Below are 26,188 nucleotides of genomic sequence, written 5' to 3'. Positions count from 1 at the left end.
ACTCGGGTTATCCGGTACGGGTGCGAGGCGAATTCGACGCTCCCTCGCGCTGGCTGTGGCTCGTCAAGTGGTGTGTGCTGGCCGTTCCGCATTACCCGATATTGATCGCGCTCTACCTGGTGTATCCGGTGCTGACAGTCGTTGCCGGCGTTGCCATTTTGTGCACCGGGCGGTATCCGCGCCCGATCTTCGACTTCAATGTCGGTGTGCTGCGCTGGTCGTGGCGCGTCATGAATTACCGCTTCCCGATGAACAGCACCGACAAGTACCCGCCGTTCACCCTGGCCTCGCAGCCGGATTACCCAGGCGATCTGGAAGTGGATTATCCCGAACGGCTTTCGCGCGGGGCCGTGTTGGTGAAGTGGTGGCTGCTGGCGTTGCCGCAGATACTGCTGTGCTGGGCCATGGAACCGCTGCTGCAGGTGCTCGCTCCGATCACCGCGGTGGCGTTGTTGTGCACCGGCACGATTCCCCGGGGCATCTTCGAACTGCTCATGGGCATCGTCCGGTGGCGCTATCGGGTTGCGGTGTACGTGTCGTTGATGCGCGACGAATATCCGCCATTCCGAATGGATCTCGGCTAACCTAACCTACTCGACGCTGACGGCCTCGATGATGTTGAGTCGCGCGGCGCGACGCGCGGGTGGCACCGAGCCGAGCAGGCTGATCGCCAAGGCACCGATCGTGAAGACCAGCACCATCACGGTTGGCCGGAAGCCGACGTGAAAATTCATCATCTCGCCGCTGACGAGGCTGAACAGCCACTGGTCGGTCAGGCCGAACACCAGCCCCAGCGCTCCGCCGACCACCCCGATGCCCAAAGCCTCGACCAGGACCATCCGCAAGGTGAACCGGCGGCTGGCGCCCATCGCCCGCAGCACGCCGATTTCGCGGCGGCGTTCCAGCACCGACAGCGTCAGGGTATTGAGCAGCGCCACCGCGGCCACCAGCACCACGATCACCCAGACGGCGTTGGCGATGAACATGCTCTGGCGCATCGGCGCCTCGAGTCCGGCCAGCTCGGCGTGGCCGTCGTAGACGTGGTTCGGCGCCGGCACCACCCGGCGCACCTCGGTGAGCAGGTTTTTGGGATCGACGCCCGCCGCCGCGGAAACCTGCAAGACGGTGGCCGCCGGACGTTCGAACCAGGTCCGCATTTGGTCGAGGCTCATTCCGACCGTGCCGATGACCGTCGAGAAATACGGCACCAGGGCCAACACCGTCGTCTCCTGCACGCCGCGCGGGGTTTGCATGCGCAGCCGATCACCGGCCCGAACGTGCAGCGTCTTACCCAGATTCTGGGTGAGCACCACGCCACGCCCGGCGAGCACGTCGTCGCGGACCCGGTTGTCGAGCGCGCGGAAAAGGGCGTCGGCACTTCCCGCGGAGAACCCGTCGAGCATCACCCGGGTGCCGCCGACCTCGGCGAACCCGAATGCGCCCTCGACGACGCGCGCCACGCCCGGCACCGCGGCCACCTTTTCTGAAAGACCTTGCGGCAGAGCGTCGGTGGGGTAGCTGTCGGGGGCATCGGCGCTCACCCACACCGGAACCTCGGCGACCGACGAGAAGATGCCCCGCGCCGAGCGGATCATGTCGGTGTTGGTGCCGGTGATCGCGATGGTGGTGACGACCGCGATGAGCACCGTCATCACCGTGGCCCACACCCGTCGCGGTGCGCGTTCGATCGTCGCCGCCGCAAGTGCCCCGAACGAGCCGAACATTCGGGCCGTCGCGGCGGTGGCCTTCACGATGGCCGCGGTAAGCGCGAAGCCGAGCGCCACTTCGGCACTGAACACCGCCGACATCGCGGCAAAGGCCACCACGCCCCGTTGGGTCATGACGAGCGTCATCGAGACTGCCAGCACCGTGACGGCGCCGATCCCGGTCGCTATCCGCAGCCATCGCGGGACCCGATCGGCCGCCGAGACGCCCACGGGCGCCAAGGCTTCGATCGGTGAGACCTTGTACACCTGGCGGGTGGCCATCGCCGACGCCGCCACGCTGGTGAGAGCGGTGGCCAGCAGTGCCGTCGGTATCGCGTAGACCGGCAGCCAGTATTCGACGCGCGCCTCCAGCCCTTGCGTCATGGCCGTCGGCAATCGGCCAATCGCTATGCGGCCCAGCACTATTCCCGCGGCCGCGCCGATGGCCCCGCCGAAAAGTCCGAGCAGCGCGGCTTCGGCGAGCATGTCACGAACGATGGTGACGCGCCGCCCGCCGATCGCGCGCAGCATCGAGATGACCGGGCGGCGCTGGGTGATCGCCATGGTCATCGTGGTGTAGATGAGAAAGGCGCCGACCATCAGCGCAACCATCGCGCCCATCAGCGCCATGTAATTCATCATCTTCACGCCGTCGCCGGCGCGGGTCGCCCGCATGCTGGGATCCGCCACAATCGCCCGGCCGTTCACGGCGGCGACGACGGCCTTGCGGACCTGGGCGAGATCAGCGCCGGGTTTGACGCTGATCAGAATGGAGTCGAGCTGACCCTGCCGCCCGGTGATGTTCTGCGCCAAAGCAAGTGGAGCCAGGACATAGTGCCCGCCGTTGAGGTCGGCAAGCCGCTTACCGCCCAGCACCTCGATGACCGTGACCGACTCCGAACCAAGTTGGAACGTATCGCCTTTCCGGTGGCCGACGGCGGGACCGACACGGACACCGTTGGGGGGGTCCGATGAACTTGTCAGCTGACCCGATACCCCGTCTTTGAGCGCGCCGCCCAGCGCAGCGATGCTCTGGTCTGCGCCGAACAGCAACACGTGACCCGACGCGACGGTCGCCGACGTGCGGATCATCGGCGCTGCGACCGCGACGCCGGGAACCGCGGCCACGTCGCCCGTTATGGTGTCGGGGAATCCCGCGTCGGTGATACCCGACACCTCCAGGGCCGCGACGCCCGCGATACCGTCACTCAGCCGGTTCACCGACCCGGTGATCGATCCGAAAATGCCAATTATGGCGACGAGATACATTGCGGAGACGGCCATTACGGCGATCGAGGCGGTGGTGCGGCGACGATGGAGGGTTAGTTCGCGCAGGCTGAACACCCGTAGCCGGCTGGCCGCGGCACCGATCGCCGAGCCTGGTTTCAGCACGGGACCAGCAACGACTCGTCGGAACCGACTCTGCCGTCCTGCAGCGTGATAATCCGGTCCGTCGCCTGCGCGGCCTCTGGGTTATGGGTCACCATCACCACCAGGCGGCCGCGGCCTTCCTCGTGTGCGACTTCGGCCAGTAGTTTCAAAATCGAAGCGCCCGTTGTGGTATCGAGGTTTCCCGTGGGCTCGTCGGCGAGGATCAGCGGGGGATCCATCATCAGCGCCCGCGCCACCGCGACCCGCTGCATTTGCCCGCCGGACAGCTCCGAGGGCCGATGCTCGACGCGATTGCCAAGGCCGACGCGCTCCAGCAGCCGAACCGCGTCCGGCTTGGCCTTACCGAGTCGAACGCCGTCGAGCAGCTTCGGCACAGCCACGTTCTCCCACGCCGAGAGCGTCGGCAACAGGTTGAAGAACTGGAAGACGAATCCCACCCGATGGTGTCGAAACTCCGATTGTTCCCGATCGTTAAGCTGGCCGATTTCCTTGCCGTCGAAGGTGATTGAACCCGTGTCAGGGCAGTCCAAGGCGCCGAGCAGATGCAGCAACGTGCTCTTGCCCGCCCCCGACGGCCCGACGATGGACACGAACTGCCCACCCTCAAGCGTCAGGTTGACGTTGTCCAGCGCACGGACTTGCTGATCACCGATCGGGTATTGGCGCACCACGTCGTGCAGTTCGATGGTCAGTGCGCGATCCGGCGGATCGAGGCCAACGAGTGCTTCGATAACCGCGCCGAGCAGACGCAGCAGTGTGCTCTTACTGGCCCCGGACGGTCCGAGCGTCGACAAGAGCTGCCCATCGTCGAACCGCATGTTGTCCAGCACGGGGACCGGATGGCCATTGACCCGGTGCTGGCGCGCCGCATCGCGCAGTTCGGTCAGGCCGCGATCCGGCCGATCGGCGGCAGCGAGTGCCTCGATCGAGGAAATCAACGAGCGCGCACTACCCAGTGCATGACGGCCGCGACTCATGCGGAGTACACGAAACCGGTGCCCAGGGGGTTCAGCGTGATGCTCGACCGGGATGTTTATATCCCGATGCCCGTGGGGAGCCCGGCACAAATTCGGGTTCGGGTGGCCGTCGAATGTGGGGCTTGTGTCACGGCGCGCGGCGCATTAGCGTGCATCAACCCACATTTTGGCGTGGGAGGTTGTACGGCTATGGAACGACTGAGCGGATTTGACGCTTTCTTCCTCTATTTGGAGACACCGACGCAGCCGTTGAATGTGTGCTGCGTCTTGGAGTTGGACACCTCGACGATGCCGGGCGGCTACACGTATGCCCGTTTTCGCGCGGCGCTGGCGAAGAACGTGCAGGCGGTGCCGGAGTTCCGGATGAAACTTGCGGACACCCAGCTCAACCTCGACCATCCGGTCTGGGTCGACGACGACAACTTTCAGCTGGGTCGCCACCTGCACCGGGTGGCCGCGCCTTCGCCGGGCGGGCGTCACGAGGTGGCTGAGATCTGTGGCTATATCGCAGGTCTGCCGCTGGATCGTCACCGCCCACTGTGGGAGATGTGGGTGATCGAGGGCGGTGCCCGCCGCGGCGTCGTGATAGTGATGCTCAAGGTCCACCACTCGCTGGTCGACGGCGTCGCCGGGGTAAACCTGCTGGTTCATCTCTGCAGCGAGCAACCCGATGCGCCGCCGCCGGAACCCATTGATAAGGGGGCGGGTGGCGCAAGCCCCCTCGAGATCGCCGTCAGCGGCCTCAAGGAGTTCGCGCTGCGGCCGTTGCGGCTGGCACGGGTAGTGCCGGCGACCATCCTGACCTTGACCCAGACGGCGCTTCGGGCGCGCCAGGGCCGAACCATGGCCGCTCCCTTCGCGGCCCCGGCGACCGCGTTCAACGCTCCCTTCAGCGGACTGCGCAATATCGCTTACACGCAGTTGGACCTGCGCGATATCAAAAGGGTCAAGAACCGGTTCGGGGTGACCGTCAACGACGTGGTGGTGACTCTGTGCGCCGGAGTGTTGCGCCGATTCTTGCTCAAGCGTGGCGAACTGCCCGACGAGCCGTTGGTGGCCGCGGTACCGGTATCGGTTCATGACAAATCGAACCGTCCCGGCCGCAACCACACCACATGGATGTTCTGCCGACTGGAGACCCAGATCAGCGACCCCGCCGAGCGAATCCGCACAACGGCCGCACGCAACGCCGCAGCCAAAGACCACACCGCGGCCATCGGACCGACACTCCTGCACGATTGGACACAGTTCGGCGGACCGACGGTGTTCGGCGCGGCGATGAAGATCCTGCCGCGAATTCCGATCTCGCTGAGTCCCGCCTACAACCTGATCCTTTCCAATGTGCCCGGCCCGCAGATCCAGTTGCACTTCCTGGGCTGCCGGATCGAGACGATGTATCCGCTCGGACCTATCCTCGCCGGCGCCGGCCTCAACATCACCGTGATGTCCCTCAACGGGATATTGGGAGTCGGCCTGATTTCGTGCCCGGACCTGCTGCCCGACCTGTGGGAAATCGCGGACGAGTTTCCCGAGGCGCTCAAAGAGCTGTTGGAGTGTGACAAACGACGGAGTCCGACATCGGTTCAGAATTCGTAGCCGGTGCTGGTGCCGAGAACCTCGACGGCCGCGTTGATGTTCGGGATGACGGTGGCGCCGTATCTGGCGACGATCTGCCCGAGCGCACGGGCGATGTGCGGTCCGACGTCGTTCGCGAGCAGGACGTCCTCAGCGATGACGACGCCGTTGACCAAGTGCGCCGCCAGCAGGCGGCCGTCGCGGCTGACCTCGTAACGCCAGTCACCGATCTGGATCCGCTCAGGCTGCGATCGCAGCAATCCGCGTCGCGCGGGCGTGTGCACCACGCCCGGAATTCCCGCGAAGACCTTCACCACCAACCCGACCCCGCCCGGACCGGCCAGCGCGGCGCCGACGGTGCGGCTCACCCGCTCGTGATCGAAGTCGACCATCAGCCGTCCATGGGCAGGACGAACGACGGGGTGATCGTTTCTCCGCTGCCGGTGCGCCGTACCGCGGTTCCCGCCGTGTAGAACTCCACCGTGTGCATCCCCCACGCGTAGTTGGAGATGGCGAAGTGCACTCCTACCACGCCCGTGGCGCCGTCGCGTTCCGCCTCGCTTTGCATGCGTGACATCGCCAGCTCGCGGGCTTCGTAGTTGCCTTGTGTCCACTGCGGCATCTCCATGTTGCGGCCCATCTGGCGCAGCGTCTGCATGAAGCCCTGTACGGCGATATGGAACACGCAGTTGCCCATCACGAACGCCACCGGAGCGAACCCGGATCGCAGCAGGGTCACCATGTCCTGGCCGGACAAGTGGCTGGAGAACGCCTGTCCGTTGGGACGCCGGAATGCGCCGGGCTTTTCGGTGTAGCGCACCGCGGTGCCGACCGCCATGAACTCGAGATGTTCGCCGCCCTCGCCGTGATGACGCCAGTTGAGTCGGACACCGACGATCCCGTCCGCTTTCAGGGCGTCCGCTTCGGCCTGCATGCGCGCCATCGCATTCCACCGCGCCCGGTACGTCGCCTCGGTGAGCACACCCAATTCCTGTTGCTGCCGTATGCCGCTGAACTGGAAGCCGACGTGATACACGGAGACCCCCATCACCAGCTCGAGTGGTTCGAATCCGGCCCCGTGCAGCAGTGCGAACTCGTTGATCGACAGGTCGGACGTCCATGACTTTGTGGCGTGCGACAGCCGTTCACTGGCTACCGGATCGAGCTGGTTCGGTTCCATCGGCGAGGTCCCTTCTAACGTCTTGCGTCAGCGTACGACCCGCGAGCCGCAGGTGTCTGCCTTATTCGCGCGATTTTGGCGGCACGTGGTGGCGCCGGGAATCAAGCCGGGCTGAGCTCAGCCCAGTCTCGTTGTGTGACAGCGCTGCTCAAGGCGACAGCGTGATTGCCTGCTCCGGGCAGTTCTGTTCGCCGGTGCGGGCGTGCTGCTCGGCTTCCCCGGAAACCTCCACGGCCAGCACGACGGAATGCCCGATCTCGTCGGCGTCGAAGATGTCTGGCGCCAACGTGTAGCAACGCCCGTGCCCAGTGCAGCGGTCCGGGTCTACCGAGACATGGGTCATCGCAGGGGTGCTCCGAACACCAGAGGCAGCGCCTCCACCGATCGCAGCGCAGCGGTATAGGTCAGCTGTGTGCCCGGCTTGATCTCGTAATCCGGTATACGCCGGTGGAATTCGCGCAATGCCACGCGTAACTCCATGCGCGCCAGGTGAGATCCGAGGCAGCGATGCGGACCTCCGCCAAACGCGCGGTGCCGGTTGGGATTCCGGGTGAAGTCCACCAGCTCGGGATCGGGGAATTCCGCCGGATCGGTGTTGGCCGCGCCCAGCAGCGGGCTGACCCGCTCGCCCTTGCTGATCGGGCATCCACCCACCTCGACGTCCTGCATGGCCACCCGGGCCACCCCGGGCACCGGCGTCTCCCAACGCAACAACTCTTCGATCGCGTGCGGCAGGATCTCGGGCTGCTCGATGATCTGGTGGCGGTGGTCGGGGTGTCGTGCCAGGTACACGAAGAAGCAGTCGAGCGAGTCGGTGACCGTGTCGAGGCCGGCGATCAGAAACAGGAAGCAAATGTCGAGTAGCTCCTCGCGCGTCAGCCGACGGCCCTCGCTCTCGACATTGGCGGCGATCATGGCGGAGAGCACGTCGTCGCGCGGGTTGGCGATGTGGTCGTCGATGGCGCGCTCGAAGTAGTCGTAGATCTGGTTCGCCACGGGCGCGGAGGTCTCGTGGCGGCGGCCGTAGCCGGAGTCGCCTTCCGGCCGGATGATGCCGTCCTTCCAGTCCAGGAATTTGTCCAGGTCTGCCAGCGGCAGGCCGAGTAGTTGCAGGAACACCGTGCACGGCAGCGGAACCGCGAACTCGGCGTGGAAATCGCATTCGCCGCGGTCGGCGAAGGCGTCGATCATCTGGTTCACCAGGTCGGTGACGAGTGGTTCACGCCGGGCCATCTCCCGGGGGGTGAACAGCGGGTCCAGGATGCGGCGATACTTGGCATGGTCGGGCGGGTCGACTTGCAGTGGGATCAGCGGTCGCACGTTGCCGAGATCGACGGCGTCCATGTTCGACGAGAACAGGTCGGTGCGTTTGAGCGCCATCTCGATATCGGCAAGACGGCTGAGCACCACCGACTGCGGCGCTCGAAATACCGGAGTCGACTCACGCAGCGCCTTGTACATGGGTTGCGGCTCGGCGAGGCCCATGACCGCCTGGTCGACAAAACCCTCGGTGTCTGTCATGGAGTTAGCGTGACACCGGTGTCCGCCGGTGGGCAATGCCTCCGGGCGCCTTTGTTGCAAAAATTATTAACTTAAGGAAGTTGTCGGTGTGGCTTGCTTTCGCGGCGCAGGACCGCCGCCGTGGAGCGGATCGCCCCTCGGACCGCGTAACCGGCGGCCACCACCGACAGCACGATCAGCACGATGAAGGTCGGCAGCCAGTTGGCTCGATCATGTTTGACGTTCCACCAGACGATCGTGAACAAGACAGTGCACGCAAAGAGCACCACGTCGCGCCAATTGCCGTGGTACGACATGGCCGCCCTGCGCAGCGCACGGCCCCGTTCGGCGGCGTCGACCAGGTCGTCGATGCGGTCATCGATGCTGCGCTGCAGGTTGGCCCGTCTTTCCGTGGCCTCGGGCGGAAGCCGGTCCAGCAGGTCCATATCCTGCTTGATCATCCCCCGGTAGTCCGGGCCCCTGAGTTGCCCAGCCGCGAAGGCCAGCATGGCACCACCGAAAACCGGTGCCGCACCCATCGCCGCCTGTCCAATTCCGACCACGTCCGCTCCTTAGCATCATTCGCAATGTCGCCCCCGTTGAGGATTGCCGAAGCGCGAGCAGACGCAAAGTCCCCCAAAAACCCGGCGTGTCGGGGAACTTTGCGTCTGCTCGTCCTTAGTCGAACGCGATGGGAAGCATTGTGGGACCGGAGAGTTCGGTCGGCAGCTTCCATGGTGCGGCGCCGGTGCGACGAACATTGCGCATCCGACGGGTGATGACGCGCAACGCCTCGACGAGTTCGACCCTGGCCAGATGCGCGCCCAGGCAGTAGTGAGCGCCGCCGCCGAAGGTCATCATGGCCGGCGCTCCCGCACGGGTGATGTCCAGACGGTCGGGGTCGTCGAAGACGGTCTCGTCGCGGTTGGCGGACGCGGTATTGGCGATGACGTAGGTGCCTGCCGGGATCAGGGCATCGCCGAGCACGACGTCCTGGGTCGCGACGCGCAGCGCCGTGTAGATGATCGGGGAGTGGCGGATGAGTTCCTCGACGGCTTGCGGCGCTAGCTCGGGGTGCTCGGAGAGCAGTGTCCACTGGTCGGGGTGCGCAGCGAACACCTGCACCGCGGCGGCCAATTGATTGCGGGTGGTGTCGGTTCCGGCATTGAGCAGAATCGCGGCGAGGTTGACCAGCTCCTCGTGGGTGAGCCGGTCGCCGTCGGCCTCTGCTCGGATGAGTTCGGAGATGAGGTCGTCGGACAAGGCTCGGCGCCGGCGCTCGATCAGGTTTTCGATGTAGGCCTCGAGCTGTTCCCAAGCCCGCAGAATCGTCGATTCCTGTTCGGCGACATGGACACCGAACGCCTTGATGATGTCGCCCGCCCAGGTGGAGAACAGGTGCCAGTCCTCCCGGGGCGCGCCCAGTAGCGCGCAGATGATCGGAACCGGGTACGGCTGGGCGATATCGGCGACCATGTCGCAGTGTCCGGCGGCGGCGTGTTGGTCGACCAGTTCGGTGATGACGGCAGTGCACGCGCTGCGCATCCGTGCGGCGGCGCGTGGGGTGAACGCCCGGGACACCAGCCGCCGCAGGCGCAGGTGCTCGGCGCCGTTCAGGCTGATCAAAAGCCGGCACACCTTGTCCCACACCGGGCCGGAAGTGATGCCTTGCACCACCAGACCGATTCCTTGCGGCATGGCGAACCGCGAGTCGCGCAGCACGGTGCGGACCAGATCGTAGGTGAGCACCTCGGGTCCAAAAGGACCGATGGCGATGGGCGCTTGGTGGCGCGCGTGCCGAATCAGTCGGTGGACTTCGTCGGGATCACGGCAATCGTGATACGCGATGGTCGGAAGGCCGAGATCGAAGACGTTGGCAGTCGGGGTTTCGACGGTCATGGACTCGACTATCCGGCGATTGCGGCCGACGACCATCGGCCAACGTGCCAATTTGCGCGACGCCCAAGAACGCTGACGTACGCGTCACGCGCAGCAAACTAATAGGCCATTTGGCCAATGTTCTCCCGCGCAGGTCACCGCATGCTGACTAGCATGAGCACGACTGAGTGGAGTGACGTTGGTGTGAATGAGCTACCAACCGGAACCGTGACGTTGCTGCTGGCCGACGTCGAGGGCTCCACGCGGCTGTGGGAGACCCAGCCCGAGGTGATGGCCGCCGCAGTGGCACGCCTGGACCAGGCGCTGTCCGAGGCCGTCGCTGCCCATGACGGCGTGCGCCCGGTCGAACAGGGTGAGGGCGACAGCTTTGTGATCGCGTTCGACCGGGCCTGCGACGCGGTGGCCTGCGCGTTGGACTTGCAGCGGGCACCGCTGGCGCCGATCCGGTTGCGCATCGGCATCCACACCGGCGACGTGCGGCTGCGCGACGAGGGCAACTATGTCGGACCGTGCAAGCGCACCTTTCGCACATCTACACCAAGCTCGGCATCACCTCGCGCGTCCAGCTGGTACGCGATGCGGAGTTGGGCAGCTAGACACCAGTCCAGCAGAGAATTGGCGCCTGCGCCGGACAACGCTCACCACACAAATATGCTTTGACTACGTATTATCTGGGAAATCCGGCATAAATGCGCTGGCCCACGCTTGCCTGATTGCTACCGAGCCGCTACCCTCGACCACTAAATCCAGACACCTGTCCAGACGTCGTGGAGGACTGTCGTGACCACTGATCGCGTACTCGTCACGGGGGCGTTCGGCCTGGTCGGCTCCGCGGTGGTGGCCGCACTGGCCGACCGGGGCCGTCGCGTCGTGGCAACCGATCTGGACATTCCCGCGAACCGGAACCGGGCACAAGCGCTTAGCGCACGTCCCGGCGTCGAGGTGCGGTGGGCCGATCTGACGTCGCCTACCGATGTCGCCGCCTTGCTGGAAGCTGTTGCGCCATCGGCGATTATCCATTTGGCGGCGATCATTCCGCCGTTCTGCTATGCCCGCCGCGAGCTTGCCCGGTCGGTCAACGTCGACGCCACCGCCGAGCTGGTAAAGGCCGCCTCCGCGCTGCCAAACCCACCGCGCTTCGTACACGCTTCGAGCGTCGCGGTGTACGGGGCGCGTAATCCCCACCGCACCAAAGACCTGTTGACCTCGTCGACTCCGGTGCGGCCCACCGAGCTCTACGGCCAACACAAGGCGCTGGCCGAACAGCACGTGATGGCCTCGGGCTTGGAGTGGGTGGTGCTGCGGCTGGGAGCGGTGCTCAGCGCCGAACCCCGCTGGACGATCGACCGGGAGCTGATCTTCTTCGAGGCGGTACTGCCGTCTGACGGACGCATTCAGAGCGTCGACGTGCGTGACGTCGCCGCCGCGTTTTGCGCGGCGACCGTCACCGACCAGGTCCGCGAGGTCTTCCTCATCGGGGGCGACGAAACCCACCGCATCACCCAGGCCGTCCTCGGCGCCGAGTCGGCGGCCGCAATGGGCTTGGCGGGCGGCTTGCCCCCGGGACGGCCCGGCGATCCGGACGACGACCTGGCCTGGTATGCGACCGATTGGATGGACACCGAACGCTCGCAGAATGTCCTTGCCTTTCAGCATCATTCGCTTCCCGACATGAATGCCGAATTGCGGGCGAAGGTCGGCTGGCGGCGCGTGCTGCTGCGACTGCTCGCGCCGGCAATGCGCTGGTATCTGGGACGGCGCTCGCCGTATCGGGGCATTCCCGGCGGCTATGCCGACCCGATGCAGGCGCTCGGCCGACGCTGGGGCGATCCACGTCCATCGCAGGACTCCGACGAACGGGTGCTGCAGCCGTAAGCTGGCGCCGATGACCGACGAGGACCGGCGCCGCTGGGACGACAAGTACGCGAGCCGTGGACCCGCACCGGTCGCCGCGGTTGGTCCACCGAGCATCTTTGAGCCCTACGCTGACGTCTTCCCGACGACCGGACACGGCCTCGATCTGGCCTGCGGCCAGGGGCTGGCCGCGGTCTGGCTGGCCCGCCGTGGGCTGACGGTAGTGGGCCTGGACATCTCTGCGGTGGCGATTGACCAGGCGCGAGAACTGGCCCGGCGCACCGGTGTTGGCCACCAGTGCCGCTTTGAAACGTGGGACTTCGACGAAGGCCTGCCCGACGGTCCCGTCGTCGACGTCGTTCTCTGCCATAGATTTCGCGACAGGCGGCTCGACCAGGCGATCATCGAACGCCTGGCGCCGGGCGGGCTGCTGGCGATTGCCTCGCTGAGCGAAATCGGCAGCGCCCCAGGGCCGTATCGGGCAACCCGCGGCGAACTACCCGCCGCCTTCGGTGAACTCGACCTGATTGCGGCCGGCGAGGGCGAGGGCCACGCGTGGCTGCTGGCTCGCGCCTAGCTCTTCCGAACGCGGCCACCTAGCCGGCACTTCGCTGCGGGCGGGTGGAACGGCGACGATGTCTGACTTGCCGCGTCGGTGTGGCGGCGCGCTCCGACCTCCCCGGTGTTGTGTCGACCCGAATAGTCCTCGCTGATCGCGTGCGAGTGCGACGAGGTCGCTGCCGAGAAGGCGACGAGACAGTGACGGGGGCAGGCTGGTAAGGCGCAGTCTCACCTACAAGCGCCTGCACGGCTTCCGAATCTGCGCTGACATGCTTGGGGGCGACCTTGACGCCGGCCTTGCGCATCAGCGCCTGGGTGTGTTCGCGCTGCTCGGGCAGAACCACGGTGACCACGTCGCCAGTGCTTCCTGCCCGTGCGGTGCGTCCGGACCGATGCAGATAGGATTTGTGCTCACTTGGCGGGTCGATGTGCACGACTAGTTCGACTTCGTCAACGTGCACGCCGCGTGCGGCGATATCGGTTGCTACCAACACCCGGGCGCTGCCCGCAGCGAACATCGCAAGGTTGCGTTCGCGTGCGGGTTGAGACAGGTTTCCGTGCAAATCGACTGACCGAACTCCCGACTCGGTGAGCTGCTTGGCGAGCTTGCGCGCTTGATGCTTGGTGCGCAGGAACAGAATTCGGCGTCCCGTGCCGGAGGCGAGGCGGTGCACCAATTCTTTCTTGGCCGCTGCGCTGGCGACATAAAAGACGTGATGGGTCATTTCTGAAACGGGTGAGTTGACCTCATTGACGGAGTGCGACACCGCATTTCGGAGGAATCGCGTGACGAGCTTGTCGACGCCGTTGTCCAGGGTGGCAGAAAACAGCAGCCGCTGCCCACCGCGCGGGGTGGCTGCCAGTATCCGGGTGACGCCGGGCAGGAAACCGAGGTCTGCCATGTGATCGGCCTCGTCGATCACCGTGATCTCGACCGCGTCGAGACTGATCAGACGCTGCTTCATCAGATCCTCGAGCCGGCCCGGACAGGCCACCACGATGTCGACGCCGGATTTGAGCGCGGCCACCTGCCGGGATTGTGATACGCCACCGAAGATCGTGCTGACCCGCAGGTTGTAGGCGACTGCCAATGGCTCGAGTGTCGCTGTGATCTGGCTCGCCAACTCACGGGTGGGCGCGAGCACCAAACCCGCAGGTCGCGACGGGTGCGCGCGTCCGGAAAGCCGGCTGATCAGTGGAATCGAAAATGCAAGTGTCTTTCCGCTGCCGGTCTTTCCGCGACCGAGTACGTCTCGGCCGGCGAGTGTATCGGGAAGGGTCTCGACCTGGATCGGAAATGGATGTGTCATACCGTGGGCGGCGAGGGCATTTAGGAGCGGTCTCGGCACGCCGAGATCGGCAAAGGTTTTGTCAGTAGTCACTTTCGGTGCCTTTCAGGCATCGGTGGTGCGTGGCCTAAAGACGCGATCGTCGCGCGGCCTGCACAAGGTGGCGAGATTGCCGGAAGGCAAAATCGATCGCCGCGAGACAAGCTGGTGCGAGATGCACGGATCATCTGGACTCGGGGCAACGCAAGGGTTGACACGAGGGGGATGAAAAGCGTTCCACGACGGTGTTGGCATCAGGGTTATGCGGCCAACGTTCCTGCCAGCCTAGCGCACGCGGCACGGAACGACTAAATGGGCGCGGGAATCGTTGGGTCCGAGCCTGACGCTCAGGATTCCAGCCTCGCCCGCACTGCCGCCATACGCTCCTCGAGCTCGGACTCGTCGATAACGCCGCGCGCCACCAACGAGTGCGCTAGCGCGACCAGCCGATTCTCGGGATAGGGCAGCGTGGAATAGACGGTTGCCGAGAGCGCGTCCTCTTCGTCACGCCGCTCAACGAAGTTGAGTACCTCTGAGCCACAGGCGCTTTGGTCGAGTGCGTCGCAGATACCGTCGAGACTGGTCTTCCATGGCGGTACGGGGTTGTCGACGCCGTACTTTGCTGCCATCCGGCGCCAGACCTGGTTGCGTTCAATGATTTTCGCCAGCGCCGTGGGTGCGGTGCCGTTGACCGAACGAGTATTCGCCATCACTGTTCCACCGGGTGGATGGCAGGCCGGGTCTCGGTGATCACGTTCGTGGTCACGTCGACCTTCGGCAGCGCGACGCCGATCAGACAATCGCGGGTGATGATCTCCACCAGCTGGTCCTCCGACCAGCCGTCGGTGCCTTCCGGACGTACGGGCATGACCATGAACCGGTGCTTCTGATTGGAGTCCTCCACCCGGATCTCGACCTCTTCGGGCAAGTACAGCCCGAACTCGGCGAGCACCTGGCGCGGCCAGCGCACGATACGTCGCCGGTAGTTGGGTGTTCGGTACCACTCCGGCGAATTGCCCAGGATCGGCCGCGGGTAGCAGGAACACAAGGTGCAGACGATGACGTGGTGCAGTGTGGGCGTGTCTTCGAGCACGCGAAAGGCCGTGAAGTCGCTGGGCGTACCGAAACCCGTGGGCTGCAGCCAGTCGACACCGACTTCCTTGCTCGCCGCCAGCGCGTCGGTGAGCGCCAGCGCCTTGTACTCGGGATCGAGCCAGGCCCGGGCCACCATGCGGGCCGCGGGCGCCGGGCCGATCTGTTCGGCGAATTCGGTGAAGCGCCGATGATCCTCCGCAGTGAATATGCCTTTCTCGATGCACAATTCGCGCAACGCGATCTCGAGTACTTCGAAATCGGTTATCTCGTCCACCATTGGTGCAGCAGTTCGATCGTGATCATGATCTGTCATGCTGAGATCCTTTCCAGCCATCGCTCCGGAATCTCGGTCTGCAAGGTGTCGTTGCCGGGTCCGGTATGGCCGTGCCAGAGCTCCGAGAGGTTGAACCGCACAAGGTAAAACCACTCCGGTTTCATGTCCGGCCGGTCCCAGGTCTCGTCCTCAGCCGCCGGACTTTCGTATGCGACGCTTGAGATTTCGCCCGTCGCGCCACGCAAGTACTCCTGGGTGCGGGTATACAGCAGGATCGGAAGATCCCGAACCACGACTCGATCGCCGACGCGGAACTTGGGCTGGCCGGCCTGCCCGGCGAACACTTGTGGGTCGCCCTGGCCGACCGCGTGAATGTGGTGACGGTTGCGCTTGACGTTTGACGGGTCGCCTTCGAACTTCGGCCGGGCTTGCAAGGCCTTTCCTTGCAGGCCATCGGCATACCGTGCCTTGACCTCGGCCATGCGTTCGGCCAACTCGCTCAGGCCGATGTGATGTTTCTCGACGAGGATGCGGGCGACTGCCAGCAGCCATCGGCCGTAGTAGGGCAGACCCAGATAGATGGTGCGGCCGAGATCGACATTGCCCATCCGGCGTCGCTCCTCCGACAACCAGATCCCGCGCCAGCCGAGAACCTCGCATAAAACGTAGGTGTTCTCTTCCCACATCTCGTACTGCTTGTTCTCGAATCTTTGCGGAGCATCGGGCTCACCGCCGACATCATGCGGTGTCTTGAGGTATGCGGCAATTCGCTGGTGGTCTAGGAGATCGGGTGTGGGTGCGTCGGGCAGCTCCGGAAAGGACGACTTCAGCCGGGCCATCAGGTCCAGCTGTGCTGCCCGGTCTGACGGAGTTGGCATGCGGAGCTCCATTCTTTCGAGGAACTGTGCCTTCAGGTCACCTCACCGCAAGTCTGGACATCACGCAACCACCCTGGGCGGCAAATAACAAGATCTGCAGCGGCACAACCGAAATCATGCCGTCAATCAACGGTCGTTCTCGGCAAGCTCGGTATCCGGTAATGTCAGCCGGCATGGAGCGGCGTGTGCTCGAAGCGGTCATCTATGAACGCGAACCGCCGATTGCGCGGATCATCCTGAACCGGGTCGACAAGGCCAACACCAAGGATGCCGTCCTGGTCACCGAAGTCGACGATTGCCTGCATGAGGCCGACCGGGACAAGGAGATCAAAGTCGTCATCCTCAAGGCCAACGGCAAAGGTTTCTGCGGGGGGCACGTGGCCCGCTGGGGGCCGGACGAGAATCCATACCCCGAATTCGGCAACACGTTTGAGGATCTGTACAAGGGCACCGCCGACCTGTTCTTGTGGCCGACGCTGTATTTGTGGGAGTTCCCCAAGCCGACGATCTCGCAGATTCACGGTTACTGCATGGGCGGCGGGATCTACCTGGGTTTGCTCACCGATTTCTGTGTGGCGTCCGACGACGCGTATTTCCAGATGCCGCTTGCCCAGAGCCTGGGAGAACCGGGCGGGCACACCATGATCGAGCCGTGGCTGTTGATGAACTGGCATCGCACCATGGACTGGCTGCTGCTGGCCCCGACCCTGTCGGCCCAGCAGGCTCTCGACTGGGGCCTGCTCAACCGGGTGGTGCCGCGCGACGAGCTCGAGGACGTCGTCGAGGAGATGGCACGCAAGATTGCGCAGATTCCGTTGACCACGCTGATGGCGGTGAAGAACAACGTGAAGCGAGCGTGGGAGCTGATGGGCATGCGGGTGCACCTGCAAGTCAGTCACATCTTGACCAATATGGTCGGCGCGGCATCCGACGTTCAGGCGAGGCGGGCCGAGCTCATGCAGTCGGGGATGAAGCCGCGCGACTTCATCGAGGGCGAGACGGAAAAGCGCCCGTAACCCCGGCGTGTCGCGTGCGTCTCGCCGAACTAACCGGCTGCGTGGCGGGCGGCGACGTAGCCGAACACCATCGTGCAGGCGATGCTTCCGCCGGCACCGAGATAGTTACGGCCCATCACAGTGGCGGTGATGTTGCCCGTTGCGTATAACCCCTGGATCACGCGTTCGTCGTGATCGAGGACCTGCGCGTGCTCGTTGGTGATCACCCCGCCGCAGGTACCGACGTCGGCCGGAAATACCCGCGCAGCGTAGAACGGCGCACGGTCGAGCGGCCCGAGCGCGGCGTTGGGTTTGTAACCGGGGTCGCCCAGACATACGTTGTACGCCGACTGACCGCGCCCGAAGTCCGGATCGAGACCCCGGGCCGCGAACTCATTGAAGCGGGCGACGGTCTGCTCCAATGCTGGTGCGGGGACGCCTATCTGGCTTGCCAGGTCAGCGATCGTACTACCCCGCACGACCGCGCCGGACTCGATCACCTCTTCCGGCAGCCGACGCTTCTGAAACGGATTGGCGGACGACACGTATCGCCTGACATAACCTTCATCGAAGATCTGCCAACAGGGCACCGCTTTGTTGGCGTACATAGCTTTGCCCACTTCGACATAGGAGTTCGACTCATTGCAGAAGCGCCTGCCGGTGCCGTCGACGTAGATGGCCCCGGGACGCTGCCGCGCTTGGCCGATCGCACGGGCGCGGGAGTCTGCGACGAAAACCGATGGGAGCCACCAGGCTTCATCCAGCAAGTCGGTCTTTGCGCCAAGTCGCATCGCCGTCTGCAGCACTTCACCGGTGTCGCCGGTATTGGACAGAGACCACTTTGCCTCGTTGGGCTGGTCGCCGCTGAAGCGGCGGCGCATCTCCGCGTTGCGGCTAAATCCCCCCGCGGCGAGCAGCACTCCTTTGCGCGCCTCGACATTCAACGACGCGCTGCCGCGAGTGACCCGGGCACCGACGACCCGACCTTCGTCGACGATCAGATCGTCCATCGCAGTTCCGGTCCACACCGGTGGATCACCCCCGCTGAGGTCGATCAGCACCTTGAGCATCTGACCGATGATTGACGCGCCGTTGGTCAACATTGTGCGGGCCCGAAGCCGAGCCAACCAGGTGCGCGTGAACACCCGCATCGCTACCGCGAACGCGCGCGGCGAGCGGTTGAAGTATTGCACCGACCGCAGCTCGTTGGTCTTCACCACGAATCCTCGGTTCCAGTTCTTGTCCATCCTTTGGAGCCTGTCGCTCCAGTCGCCTAACACTGAGGCGTCGTAGGGAATGCCCTCGACCGACCGTCCGACTGCGTTGCCGCCCTTGTGGTTTGGATAGTAGTCGCTGTAGCCGGGGCACCGGACAAGGCGGACGCCCCTTTGCAGGAGGAAGTCCATCATCTCGTAGCCGGCGGTGAGGAACATCTCTCGGCGGGCGACGGACGAGGCCGGGCCGATGTCGCCGACGACGTCGTCGAAGTACGCCAAACCGTCCTCGTGCGAGTCGGGGATGCCTTCGGCGCGCATCAGCGGGTTGTTCGGCAGCCAGATCATGCCGCCCGACATCCCGGTCGCCCCGCCGATGAGGTCCTGCTTTTCGATCACCAGCGGCTCGATCCCGGCGTCGAGCGCCGCCAATGCGGCCACCATGCCGCCGCCGCCGCTGCCGACGATCAGCAGGTCGACGGAGTGGTCCCAGGTCGTCATGATCGTGCCTCCGAAGTGACCGGGCTGCTGAATCCCAAGTCCACCACCGGAACGTCGATCGTGGTGTTGGTCTTCTGGATCGCCGGTACCAACGCGTCGTAGGGCAGGCCGGCGAGGAAGCCGTCGACCACGCGTTCAAAATTCGAGATCAGTCCCTCGATCTGGTTGGACAGCCGCATGTACTCGAATCCCTTGGAGTGCAGGCCTTTCTGCTGACGGGGCAGGTTGGAGAAGTCCTGGGCGGGGATCGGCGGCCAACGCGGGTCGTCGGGCGCCATCGGCTCGGGCGGCTTCGGTCTTCCTGCGGAAACGTCACCGGGATATCGGGTGAGGGACCAGATTTCGAACAGCGTCTCCTCGGGTCCCAGCGGCCGTATCCGGTACGAGGACGCACTGCTGTAGGTGGGCAGGATGAAGTGGTGCGGGAACCCGAACCCGATCGCGTCGGTGATGCCGCGTCGGACCAGGTCGTTGAGGTCGGGCATGGTGCTGCCCCGGGCCCGGTGCCAGCTGACGACGGCGTCGTTGAGGGCCGTGCGCCAGGCGGTCAGCGCTTCGGCCGGATCCGACGGCAACTCGATGGTCTGCAAGCCCTCGGCAATCCGGATGTCGTTCTCGTGGGTCATGCCGCCCATGCCGTCGCCCAGGGTGCGCATGAAGTACAGGCTGCTCTGCACTACGGGATGCCCCGCAGCAGAGGGACCGGCCGTCTGCGCGGACGGCAGCAGCTGGGGATGCGTCTGCGGCACGTGGTAGCCCTCCATGAACGCCGCCGTCGCCAGTTTCCAGTTCACCGGGAGACGGCATGCCTGCCACCACTCGACGCGCAGCGACTCGACCTGCCAGGCGTCATAGATCGACGCGAACGGCTCGAGGCATTCGCGCAGCGTGGGCGCTTGGTCGTCGAAGTTGATCCACGCGCATCCGCCCCACAGCTCGCACCGGACCGACACCAGTTGAAGGTCGTCGGGGCGCAGATTCTCCTCGGCGAACACCTCCGGGCGCGCGACGAAGGTGTTGCGTCCGTCGATGCTCCAACACCAGCCGTGGAACGGGCAGACAAAGGTACGCCGAGATCCATTGCCCTCCACCAGCTTTACCCCACGATGCCGGCACGCGTTGTGGTAGGCGCGCACCGTGTCGGCATCGACCCGCACCACGATGACCGAGTCGTCCAAGATCTCGTATTCCACGAAATCTCCGGGCTTTGGTATCTCCTCCAGGCGGCAGGCGAGCTGCCACACGCGCGGCCAGAACATCTCGTTTTCCAGCGCGTAGAAGTCCGGATCGTAGTAGCGCTGCTTGGGAATACGATCGGGTGTCTGCACGGCCCACGGCACCGGAAGCGGCGTCCAGTTCACATCCATGACCATTCCCTCGTTCATACGATCCGTGATACCCGCCCCTGCCAATAGCGGTCGCGGATGCGCCTCTTGTAGAGCTTTCCGTTCGGATCCCGGGGCAGTTCCGGGTCGAATTCGATTGTGCGCGGGCATTTGTACCGCGCGAGGTGCGCTCGGCAGTACTCGATGAGCTCGGCCGCCAGCTCGGGTCCCGGGACGACGCCGTCGGCCGGTTGTACGACGGCTTTGACCTCCTCGCCGAACTCCTCGTTAGGGACGCCGAACACCGCCGCGTCGACGAGTTTGGGGTGCATGATCAGAAGGTTCTCCGCCTCCTGCGGATAGATGTTCACCCCACCCGAGACGATCATGAACGTCGAGCGGTCGGTGAGGTAGAGGTATCCTTCCTCGTCGACGTAACCCATGTCTCCCAGTGTCCGCCAACCACGCTCGTTGTACACCGACGCGGTCTTGGCCGGATCCTTGAAGTACTCGAAACTCGGGCCACCTTCGAAATACAGCTCACCGGACTGCCCGACGGGAAGCTCCTGCCCGTCATCGCCGACGACGTGGATCCGGGACATCGGTATGCCCACCGAGCCGGGATGCGCCAGCCACTCGTCGGGGCCTATCGTCGTGCCCGCGAATCCCTCTGTACCGCCGTAGTATTCGTGAATAATCGGCCCGAACCACTCCATCATCCGGTACTTGACATCCACCGGGCAGGGGGCGGCCGCGTGGATCACGCAGCGCAAACTCGAGACGTCGTATTTTTGCCGGACGGCCTTGGGCAGCTTGAGCATCCGCACGAACATGGTCGGCACGAACTGGGCGTGCGTGACGCGGTGGGTCTCGATGAGCCGCAGCACGTTTTCGGCGTCGAACTTCGCCATGATGATCGACGCGGCGCCGACACGGTGGACCGCCATGGTGTAGTTCACCCCGGCGGCATGGTAGAGGGGCGCGGGGGAGAGGTACACGCTCGACGGGCTCATCCCGTACTTATGGGTCAGCGCCAGCTCCAGCACCGACTGCGCCCACGAGCCGTTGCCGTCGGTCGGCAGCGGCCGCCGCACGGCCTTGGGCCGCCCGGTAGTGCCCGACGAGTAGAGCATTTCCGAGCCGTCCGACATCGGCGGCGCAGCGCCCGCCGCGGCCAGCGCGTCCTGGTAGCCGTGCCAGCCCGGCAAGTCGTGGCCGACAACCAGGTGCACCTTGACGCCCGTGTTGACGCTGCGGATGTGCGCGGCGAGCTCGTGCATTGATCCGTCGACCAACACCGCCCGCGCTTCGCAGTCGTCGATGACGTACGCGACTTCCTCGGGCGTGAAGTGGGTGTTGACCGCGGTGTAGTACAGCCCGGAAAGCTGGCAGCCCCAGGTGATTTCGAGGAACTCGGGCCGGTTCGGCAAGACCAGCGCCACGCCGTCGCCGCGGCGCAGCCCCGCATCGTGTAGCACTGCGGCGACCCGTTGGCTGCGGGCATACAACTCGCCGTACGAGATCGTGGGACCGTTCGCGACGATGATCGCCGGCGCATGGCCGGCGCTGATCGCGTGATCGGCGATGTTCACCGAGACAACCTCGAAAACCTCAAGTGGTCGCCGCCCCGTCGCCCGACGATGCAGCGGCGGCTTGGCGGCGCGCTTGTTCGGACGGCAGCACCTTGTCCTTGAACACCGTCTGGATCAGCTGCTGCACATCCTTGCTGATCGAGGCAAGCGCGACCAGGTCATTGGAACTCTGCCAGTGCACCCGCATGCCCATCAGCTCCCAGGCCCGTTTGAGATTGGCCTTGGTCGCCAGCAGCGTCGTCATCGGCGCCTGCGCGATGTGGCGGGCGATCGCATTGACGCGCGAATCCAGTTCCTCCCGCGGGACCACCTCGTTGACCAGCCCGATTTCCAGCGCCCGCTTCGCGTCGATGACCTCGGCAAGGTAAAGGTAGTAGGCCGCGCGTCGCCAGTTCATGAAAACCCATGGCTCTATTGAGCATTCACCGGACGGCATGCCGAAGCCCTGCAATGGCGGATAGGAGAAGTAAGCGTCGTCGGAGGCGATGACGATGTCGGTGGTCAGCCCATAGTGGGTGCCACCGCCGACGCAGTAGCCGTGCACCTGCGCGATGGTCGGCTTGGAGAACTCCCAGAGGTTCAAGATGGGCTTGACGAACAGGTCCGTCTGCGGCTTCCACGGCGTGCCCATGACTTTCGCGCCTTCGACGAAGGCCGGGTAGTCGACCGCGTTGTTGCCGATCGCATGCCCGGAGCAGAAGCCCTTGCCGTTGGCCTTCATGATGAGCACCTTGATGTCGTAATCGCGGTCGGCATCCAGCAGCGCGGCATCGACTTCCTCGGCCAGCTTCTGATCCTGGGCGTTGGCCTTCTCCGGCCAGTTGAGCGTGACCCGCGCGATCGGACCTTCCTTTTCGTAGATGATTCTTTCCCGGGTCTCGTTGAGATCCATTGTCTGTCCTCGCCTTTCGTTATGAGCTGATGACGCCGATCTGGGCGCCGATGTCGTAAGTTTTCCCGATCTGCCCGGTCCATTGCACCGTGCCGGATGCTCCCGCTTCGATCTCCTGCTCCACCTTCTCGGTGGCGATCACGTAGATGGGTGTGCCCTCCTCGACATGCTGGCCGGCCTCGACCAGCAGGTCGGTGAGCTCAGCCTCTGAAACGGCCACCGACACCCGGGGAATGCGAATGATGAACTCAGCCACGCGCTCCCGCCCCCTGCAGGGTTCGCTGCGCGGCCGTGACGATCCGCGCCGGCGAGGGATACACCTGGGCCTCCAATGCCGCCGCTGCCGGATTGGGGACGAACCGGGCGCCGACGCGTTCGACGGGTGCGGCCAGTTCGCCGAAGAGTTCACACTGCAGGATGGCCGCGATTTCGGCTCCCGGACCGGCGAATTGGACCGCGTCGTGCGTGATAACCGCTCTGCGGGTGCGACGGGCGGATTCGATGATGGTCTCCACGTCAAGCGGCACCAGCGTGCGCAGATCGACCACCTCGGCACTCACCCCCTGCTCCTGCAGAATGGCCGCGGCCGCCAGCGCGTCGTGCACGGCGCGTCCGTAGCTGATCAGGGTCAGGTCGGTACCCGGTCGCTTGATTTCGGCCTGCCCCAAGGGAATTGAGAATCCGGGACCAACCGGCACCGGCCCCTTCTTGGCTTGCAGCCGGATCGTCTCGACGAGCAGGCACGGATCCTCGTCGAAAATCGCGGCGGTGAGCAGCCCTTTGCCGTCGCGCGGGGTGGACGGCACGATCACCTTCATCCCCGGGACGTGCATGAACCACGCCTCCAGGCTTTGCGAATGCGTTGCGCCGGTGGCCAGTCCGGCATAGACCTGGGTGCGAATGGTGATCGGCGTAGTGGTGCGCCCGGCGGTCATGAACCGTAGTTTCGCGGCATTGTTGATCAGCTGATCGGCCGCGATGCCGATGAAATCCATGATCATGATCTCGGCAACCGGTAGCATTCCGTCGATGGCGGCGCCGATCGCCGCACCGACGATCGCCGCCTCCGAGATCGGTGTGTCCAGCACCCGGTCGTGGCCGTACTTGGTGGACAGGCCGGCCGTCGGGCCCGAAGCGCCCGGGTCGGCGATGTCTTCGCCGAGCAGAAACACCCTGTCGTCGGACTGCAGTGCCTGATCCAGCGCGAGGTTCAGCGCCTCACGCATCGTCATCTCTTGTTCGTCCATCCGGCACTCCTCAGACCGGGAACCCGATGGGCGTCGCATACACGTCGCGCTCGAGTTCATCGGCATCGGCGGGGTCGGCGCTCATGACGGTGTTCAGCGCCGTCTCGACCGTGTGCAGGGCGTCGTCATCGATCCGGTCTAACTCCTCTTCGGTGCAGATGCGGGTGTCCGCGAGGTGGCGGCGGAACCGCGGCACCGGGTCGGCTGCCATCGCGGCGGCCAGCTGATCCTTGGGAATGTAGAGCATCCGGTCGCCGAAGTAGTGGCCACGGAACCGAAATGTCACGCATTCGAGGAAGGTTGGGCCGTCACCGGCACGCGCCCGCTGCAGCGCTTGATCGAGTGCCGACTTCACGGCCAGCGGATCGTTGCCGTCGACGCGGACGCCCGGCATGCCGTAACCGGCGGCACGGTCGGCGACGCGCTCGAGCTTCATGGTGTCCGACGTCGGCGTCATCTCGGCGTACAAATTGTTTTGGCACACGAAGACCAATGGCAGATCCCACAGCGCGGCCATGTTGGCCGCCTCGTGGAATGAGCCGGTGTTGGTGGCGCCGTCGCCGAAACTTACCACCGTGACCCGGTCCAGGCCTTTGCGTTTGCCGGCCAACGCCAGGCCCACCGCCACCGGCGGTCCGGCGCCGACGATTCCGGTCGAGAGCATCACACCTTTGTCCGGGTTGGCGATGTGCATGGTGCCGCCCTTGCCACGGCCGGCACCGACGGTGCGGCCCATCATCTCGCCGTAGATCTCCTCGAGCGGGACGCCCTTGCCGATCAGATCGTGCAGGCCGCGGTAGGTCGTCACCAGCTGGTCGTCGGGGCGCAGCGCGACCCCCATCGCGGCGGCGATCGCCTCCTGGCCGCGCGACGGCCAGTACACGCACATGAACTCGCCGGTGCCGATGCCCTTGGACAGCCGGTCGTCGGCCGCCTTCATCAGCATCATCAACTCGTAGAGCCGGCGCTGAACCGCGGGCGGCTCCTGGGTCACTGCTCTTCTCCAGTGCCGTTGCGGGGCAGGGGGATTCGCTTCAAGATAGTCACCCACCCGACCATGGCTTCACCTTGAGGAAGCCGCCGCCGTCGACGCGGAGCTGCTGACCGGTGATGTAGCGCGCCGCGTCGGAAGCCAGAAACAGCACCGCCTCACTGATGTCCTCGGGTTCCACGTAGGGGATGGGCATCGACTGCACCAGCGGGAAGATCGGTTCGGCATCCTCGCGGGTGGGGTTGGGCAGGTCGGGCCGGAATGCCCGGTACATCGGCGCGCTGTGCAGCATGTCGGTGTTGACGTTGGTCGGGTGCACCGCATTCATCCGGATGGAGAACGGCGCCAGGGCCCGGGCGAAGTCGTTGACGTAATGCGCCGCAGCCAGTTTCGCGAAGGCGTAGCCCGCCCCGCCGGGGCCGCCGTCGATGCCGGTGGTGTTCATCGACGACATGAATGCGGCATTCGATCCGATCACGATGATCGACGCGCCGGCCTGCAGGTGTTTGAGGCTGGCGTGCACCAGGTTGAGCACGCCGACCAGGTCCACGTCGACGGCGTCGGCGAACGCCTTTGGCGGTAGGCCCGCCGTCAACGGGCAGATGCCGGCGTTGGCGACCACGATGTCCAGATGTCCGAGCTCAGCGACGCCGTCGTCGATTGCCTTGGATAGCGCCGGGCGGTCGCGGACGTCGGCGATAGCGCTGAACACCCGCTGCCCTTCCTTCTCGACGAGCCGCACGGTCTCCTCGAGGTCCTCCGGGCGGGCCAGCGGATACTCGTTGGTGTCGATGTCTTCACACAGATCCACCGCGATGATGTCGGCACCCTCGGCGGCCAGCAGTCGCGCGTGCGAGCGGCCCTGACCGCGGGCGGCGCCACTGATCACCGCTACCTTGCCTGCGACCCTGCCCATCGCCTCAACCCATCCTCAACGTGCGATCTCGATACAGACGACAGCGGTTGGCGCCCAAAGGGTTCGACGACGGGAACGGGTGCGGAGCATCGGGATCCGGCTCAGATCAACGGTCGGCTCCATCGCATCTCTCCCACGGAATACTGCCCCGCTGATGACCTTGGCTTGGGCGCAGCGCGGCCGCAGCCGGGCTACTGTATCCCCTACAGTAGCTAGAATATCTAAAATAGCAAGGAATGCCGTGCCGGTGGCGGGCGGCTCCTGACGCCCCCCGGCCTCTGCTGCGAAGATGGTGT

General features: G+C 65.0%; 25 protein-coding genes and 1 pseudogene. 6 read left to right on the top strand and 20 right to left on the bottom strand.

Annotation, left to right across the window (positions count from 1 at the left end):
• Positions 1-20 precede the first annotated feature (20 nt).
• A complete protein-coding gene (locus tag AC5Y2L_RS10180; RefSeq protein WP_499935780.1) occupies positions 21-584 on the top strand; it encodes a DUF4389 domain-containing protein in 564 nt (187 codons plus the stop codon).
• Between the two features lie 6 nt (positions 585-590).
• On the opposite strand, the gene AC5Y2L_RS10175 is transcribed toward AC5Y2L_RS10180, so the two are convergent.
• Positions 591-3,095 carry an ABC transporter permease gene (locus AC5Y2L_RS10175; protein WP_499935778.1) on the bottom strand — a complete coding sequence of 835 codons (2,505 nt, stop codon included), beginning with the start codon at positions 3,093-3,095 and terminating at the stop codon, positions 591-593.
• Positions 3,092-3,790, bottom strand: a complete 699-nt coding sequence (locus tag AC5Y2L_RS10170; protein ID WP_499935776.1) for an ABC transporter ATP-binding protein — start codon at positions 3,788-3,790, stop codon at positions 3,092-3,094. The genes AC5Y2L_RS10175 and AC5Y2L_RS10170 overlap by 4 nt, the downstream gene beginning before the upstream one ends.
• Before the next feature lie 474 nt (positions 3,791-4,264).
• Between AC5Y2L_RS10170 and AC5Y2L_RS10165 the strand changes: the two genes are divergently transcribed.
• The gene (locus tag AC5Y2L_RS10165) at positions 4,265-5,671 is read left to right on the top strand and encodes a WS/DGAT/MGAT family O-acyltransferase (RefSeq protein ID WP_499935526.1); all 1,407 of its coding nucleotides are present in this window, start codon (positions 4,265-4,267) and stop codon (positions 5,669-5,671) included.
• On the opposite strand, the gene AC5Y2L_RS10160 is transcribed toward AC5Y2L_RS10165, so the two are convergent.
• The 6 genes from AC5Y2L_RS10160 to AC5Y2L_RS10135 form a co-directional block, all read right to left on the bottom strand.
• Entirely contained in the window at positions 5,659-6,042 is a 384-nt protein-coding gene (locus tag AC5Y2L_RS10160) for a DUF5073 family protein (protein WP_499935524.1), read from the bottom strand. The genes AC5Y2L_RS10165 and AC5Y2L_RS10160 overlap by 13 nt on opposite strands.
• Positions 6,042-6,830: a heavy metal-binding domain-containing protein gene (locus AC5Y2L_RS10155; RefSeq protein WP_499935522.1), complete on the bottom strand. Its 789-nt coding sequence runs from the start codon at positions 6,828-6,830 to the stop codon at positions 6,042-6,044. The genes AC5Y2L_RS10160 and AC5Y2L_RS10155 overlap by 1 nt, the downstream gene beginning before the upstream one ends.
• 148 nt (positions 6,831-6,978) lie before the next feature.
• A complete protein-coding gene (locus AC5Y2L_RS10150) occupies positions 6,979-7,173 on the bottom strand; it encodes a ferredoxin (RefSeq protein ID WP_499935520.1) in 195 nt (64 codons plus the stop codon).
• The gene (locus AC5Y2L_RS10145; RefSeq protein ID WP_499935518.1) at positions 7,170-8,351 is read right to left on the bottom strand and encodes a cytochrome P450; all 1,182 of its coding nucleotides are present in this window, start codon (positions 8,349-8,351) and stop codon (positions 7,170-7,172) included. Before AC5Y2L_RS10145 ends, AC5Y2L_RS10150 begins: the two co-directional genes overlap by 4 nt.
• 71 nt (positions 8,352-8,422) lie before the next feature.
• The gene (locus tag AC5Y2L_RS10140) at positions 8,423-8,869 is read right to left on the bottom strand and encodes a hypothetical protein (protein ID WP_499935774.1); all 447 of its coding nucleotides are present in this window, start codon (positions 8,867-8,869) and stop codon (positions 8,423-8,425) included.
• Between the two features lie 139 nt (positions 8,870-9,008).
• Positions 9,009-10,229: a cytochrome P450 gene (locus tag AC5Y2L_RS10135; protein ID WP_499935516.1), complete on the bottom strand. Its 1,221-nt coding sequence runs from the start codon at positions 10,227-10,229 to the stop codon at positions 9,009-9,011.
• Between the two features lie 153 nt (positions 10,230-10,382).
• Between AC5Y2L_RS10135 and AC5Y2L_RS10130 the strand changes: the two are divergent.
• From AC5Y2L_RS10130 to AC5Y2L_RS10120, 3 genes and pseudogenes are all read left to right on the top strand, one after another.
• Positions 10,383-10,739, top strand: a pseudogene (locus tag AC5Y2L_RS10130) (adenylate/guanylate cyclase domain-containing protein); the annotation flags it as partial.
• Between the two features lie 270 nt (positions 10,740-11,009).
• Complete coding sequence (locus tag AC5Y2L_RS10125) at positions 11,010-12,104, top strand: NAD-dependent epimerase/dehydratase family protein (RefSeq protein ID WP_499935513.1); 1,095 nt, start codon at positions 11,010-11,012, stop codon at positions 12,102-12,104.
• Between the two features lie 10 nt (positions 12,105-12,114).
• Positions 12,115-12,660 (top strand): class I SAM-dependent methyltransferase, encoded by a 546-nt coding sequence (locus tag AC5Y2L_RS10120; protein WP_499935511.1) that lies wholly within the window; start codon positions 12,115-12,117, stop codon positions 12,658-12,660.
• A gap of 19 nt (positions 12,661-12,679) precedes the next feature.
• On the opposite strand, the gene AC5Y2L_RS10115 is transcribed toward AC5Y2L_RS10120, so the two are convergent.
• The 4 genes from AC5Y2L_RS10115 to AC5Y2L_RS10100 form a co-directional block, all read right to left on the bottom strand.
• The gene (locus AC5Y2L_RS10115; RefSeq protein WP_499935509.1) at positions 12,680-14,026 is read right to left on the bottom strand and encodes a DEAD/DEAH box helicase; all 1,347 of its coding nucleotides are present in this window, start codon (positions 14,024-14,026) and stop codon (positions 12,680-12,682) included.
• A gap of 293 nt (positions 14,027-14,319) precedes the next feature.
• Positions 14,320-14,682 (bottom strand): thiocyanate hydrolase, encoded by a 363-nt coding sequence (locus AC5Y2L_RS10110; protein WP_499935507.1) that lies wholly within the window; start codon positions 14,680-14,682, stop codon positions 14,320-14,322.
• A complete protein-coding gene (gene scnC / locus AC5Y2L_RS10105) occupies positions 14,682-15,380 on the bottom strand; it encodes a thiocyanate hydrolase subunit gamma (RefSeq protein ID WP_499935505.1) in 699 nt (232 codons plus the stop codon). The genes AC5Y2L_RS10110 and scnC overlap by 1 nt, the downstream gene beginning before the upstream one ends.
• Complete coding sequence (locus AC5Y2L_RS10100; RefSeq protein ID WP_499935503.1) at positions 15,377-16,219, bottom strand: SH3-like domain-containing protein; 843 nt, start codon at positions 16,217-16,219, stop codon at positions 15,377-15,379. Before AC5Y2L_RS10100 ends, scnC begins: the two co-directional genes overlap by 4 nt.
• A 173-nt stretch (positions 16,220-16,392) precedes the next feature.
• On the opposite strand from AC5Y2L_RS10100, the gene AC5Y2L_RS10095 reads away from it, so the two are divergent.
• Complete coding sequence (locus tag AC5Y2L_RS10095) at positions 16,393-17,235, top strand: enoyl-CoA hydratase-related protein (RefSeq protein WP_499935501.1); 843 nt, start codon at positions 16,393-16,395, stop codon at positions 17,233-17,235.
• 29 nt (positions 17,236-17,264) lie between these two features.
• Here AC5Y2L_RS10095 and AC5Y2L_RS10090 read toward each other — a convergent pair whose 3' ends face one another.
• The 8 genes from AC5Y2L_RS10090 to AC5Y2L_RS10055 form a co-directional block, all read right to left on the bottom strand.
• Entirely contained in the window at positions 17,265-18,929 is a 1,665-nt protein-coding gene (locus tag AC5Y2L_RS10090; protein ID WP_499935500.1) for an FAD-binding protein, read from the bottom strand.
• A complete protein-coding gene (locus AC5Y2L_RS10085; protein WP_499935498.1) occupies positions 18,926-20,314 on the bottom strand; it encodes an aromatic ring-hydroxylating oxygenase subunit alpha in 1,389 nt (462 codons plus the stop codon). The genes AC5Y2L_RS10090 and AC5Y2L_RS10085 overlap by 4 nt, the downstream gene beginning before the upstream one ends.
• Complete coding sequence (locus AC5Y2L_RS10080) at positions 20,311-21,846, bottom strand: acyl-CoA synthetase (RefSeq protein ID WP_499935497.1); 1,536 nt, start codon at positions 21,844-21,846, stop codon at positions 20,311-20,313. Before AC5Y2L_RS10080 ends, AC5Y2L_RS10085 begins: the two co-directional genes overlap by 4 nt.
• A gap of 19 nt (positions 21,847-21,865) precedes the next feature.
• Entirely contained in the window at positions 21,866-22,738 is an 873-nt protein-coding gene (locus AC5Y2L_RS10075) for an enoyl-CoA hydratase-related protein (RefSeq protein ID WP_499935496.1), read from the bottom strand.
• Positions 22,739-22,757: 19 nt separating this feature from the next.
• Entirely contained in the window at positions 22,758-22,994 is a 237-nt protein-coding gene (locus tag AC5Y2L_RS10070; protein ID WP_499935494.1) for a lipoyl domain-containing protein, read from the bottom strand.
• Positions 22,987-23,985, bottom strand: coding sequence for an alpha-ketoacid dehydrogenase subunit beta (locus AC5Y2L_RS10065; RefSeq protein ID WP_499935493.1), 999 nt, complete (start codon positions 23,983-23,985; stop codon positions 22,987-22,989). Before AC5Y2L_RS10065 ends, AC5Y2L_RS10070 begins: the two co-directional genes overlap by 8 nt.
• A 10-nt stretch (positions 23,986-23,995) precedes the next feature.
• Positions 23,996-24,934, bottom strand: coding sequence for a thiamine pyrophosphate-dependent dehydrogenase E1 component subunit alpha (locus tag AC5Y2L_RS10060; RefSeq protein WP_499935772.1), 939 nt, complete (start codon positions 24,932-24,934; stop codon positions 23,996-23,998).
• A 94-nt stretch (positions 24,935-25,028) separates the two neighbouring features.
• Positions 25,029-25,892: a mycofactocin-coupled SDR family oxidoreductase gene (locus AC5Y2L_RS10055; RefSeq protein WP_499935492.1), complete on the bottom strand. Its 864-nt coding sequence runs from the start codon at positions 25,890-25,892 to the stop codon at positions 25,029-25,031.
• Positions 25,893-26,188: the final 296 nt, after the last annotated feature.

Source organism: Mycobacterium sp. NGS66, from assembly GCF_059812225.1.
The sequence above is the reverse complement of the archived record's forward strand: the minus strand, read 5'-3'. Positions and strand labels throughout refer to the sequence as shown.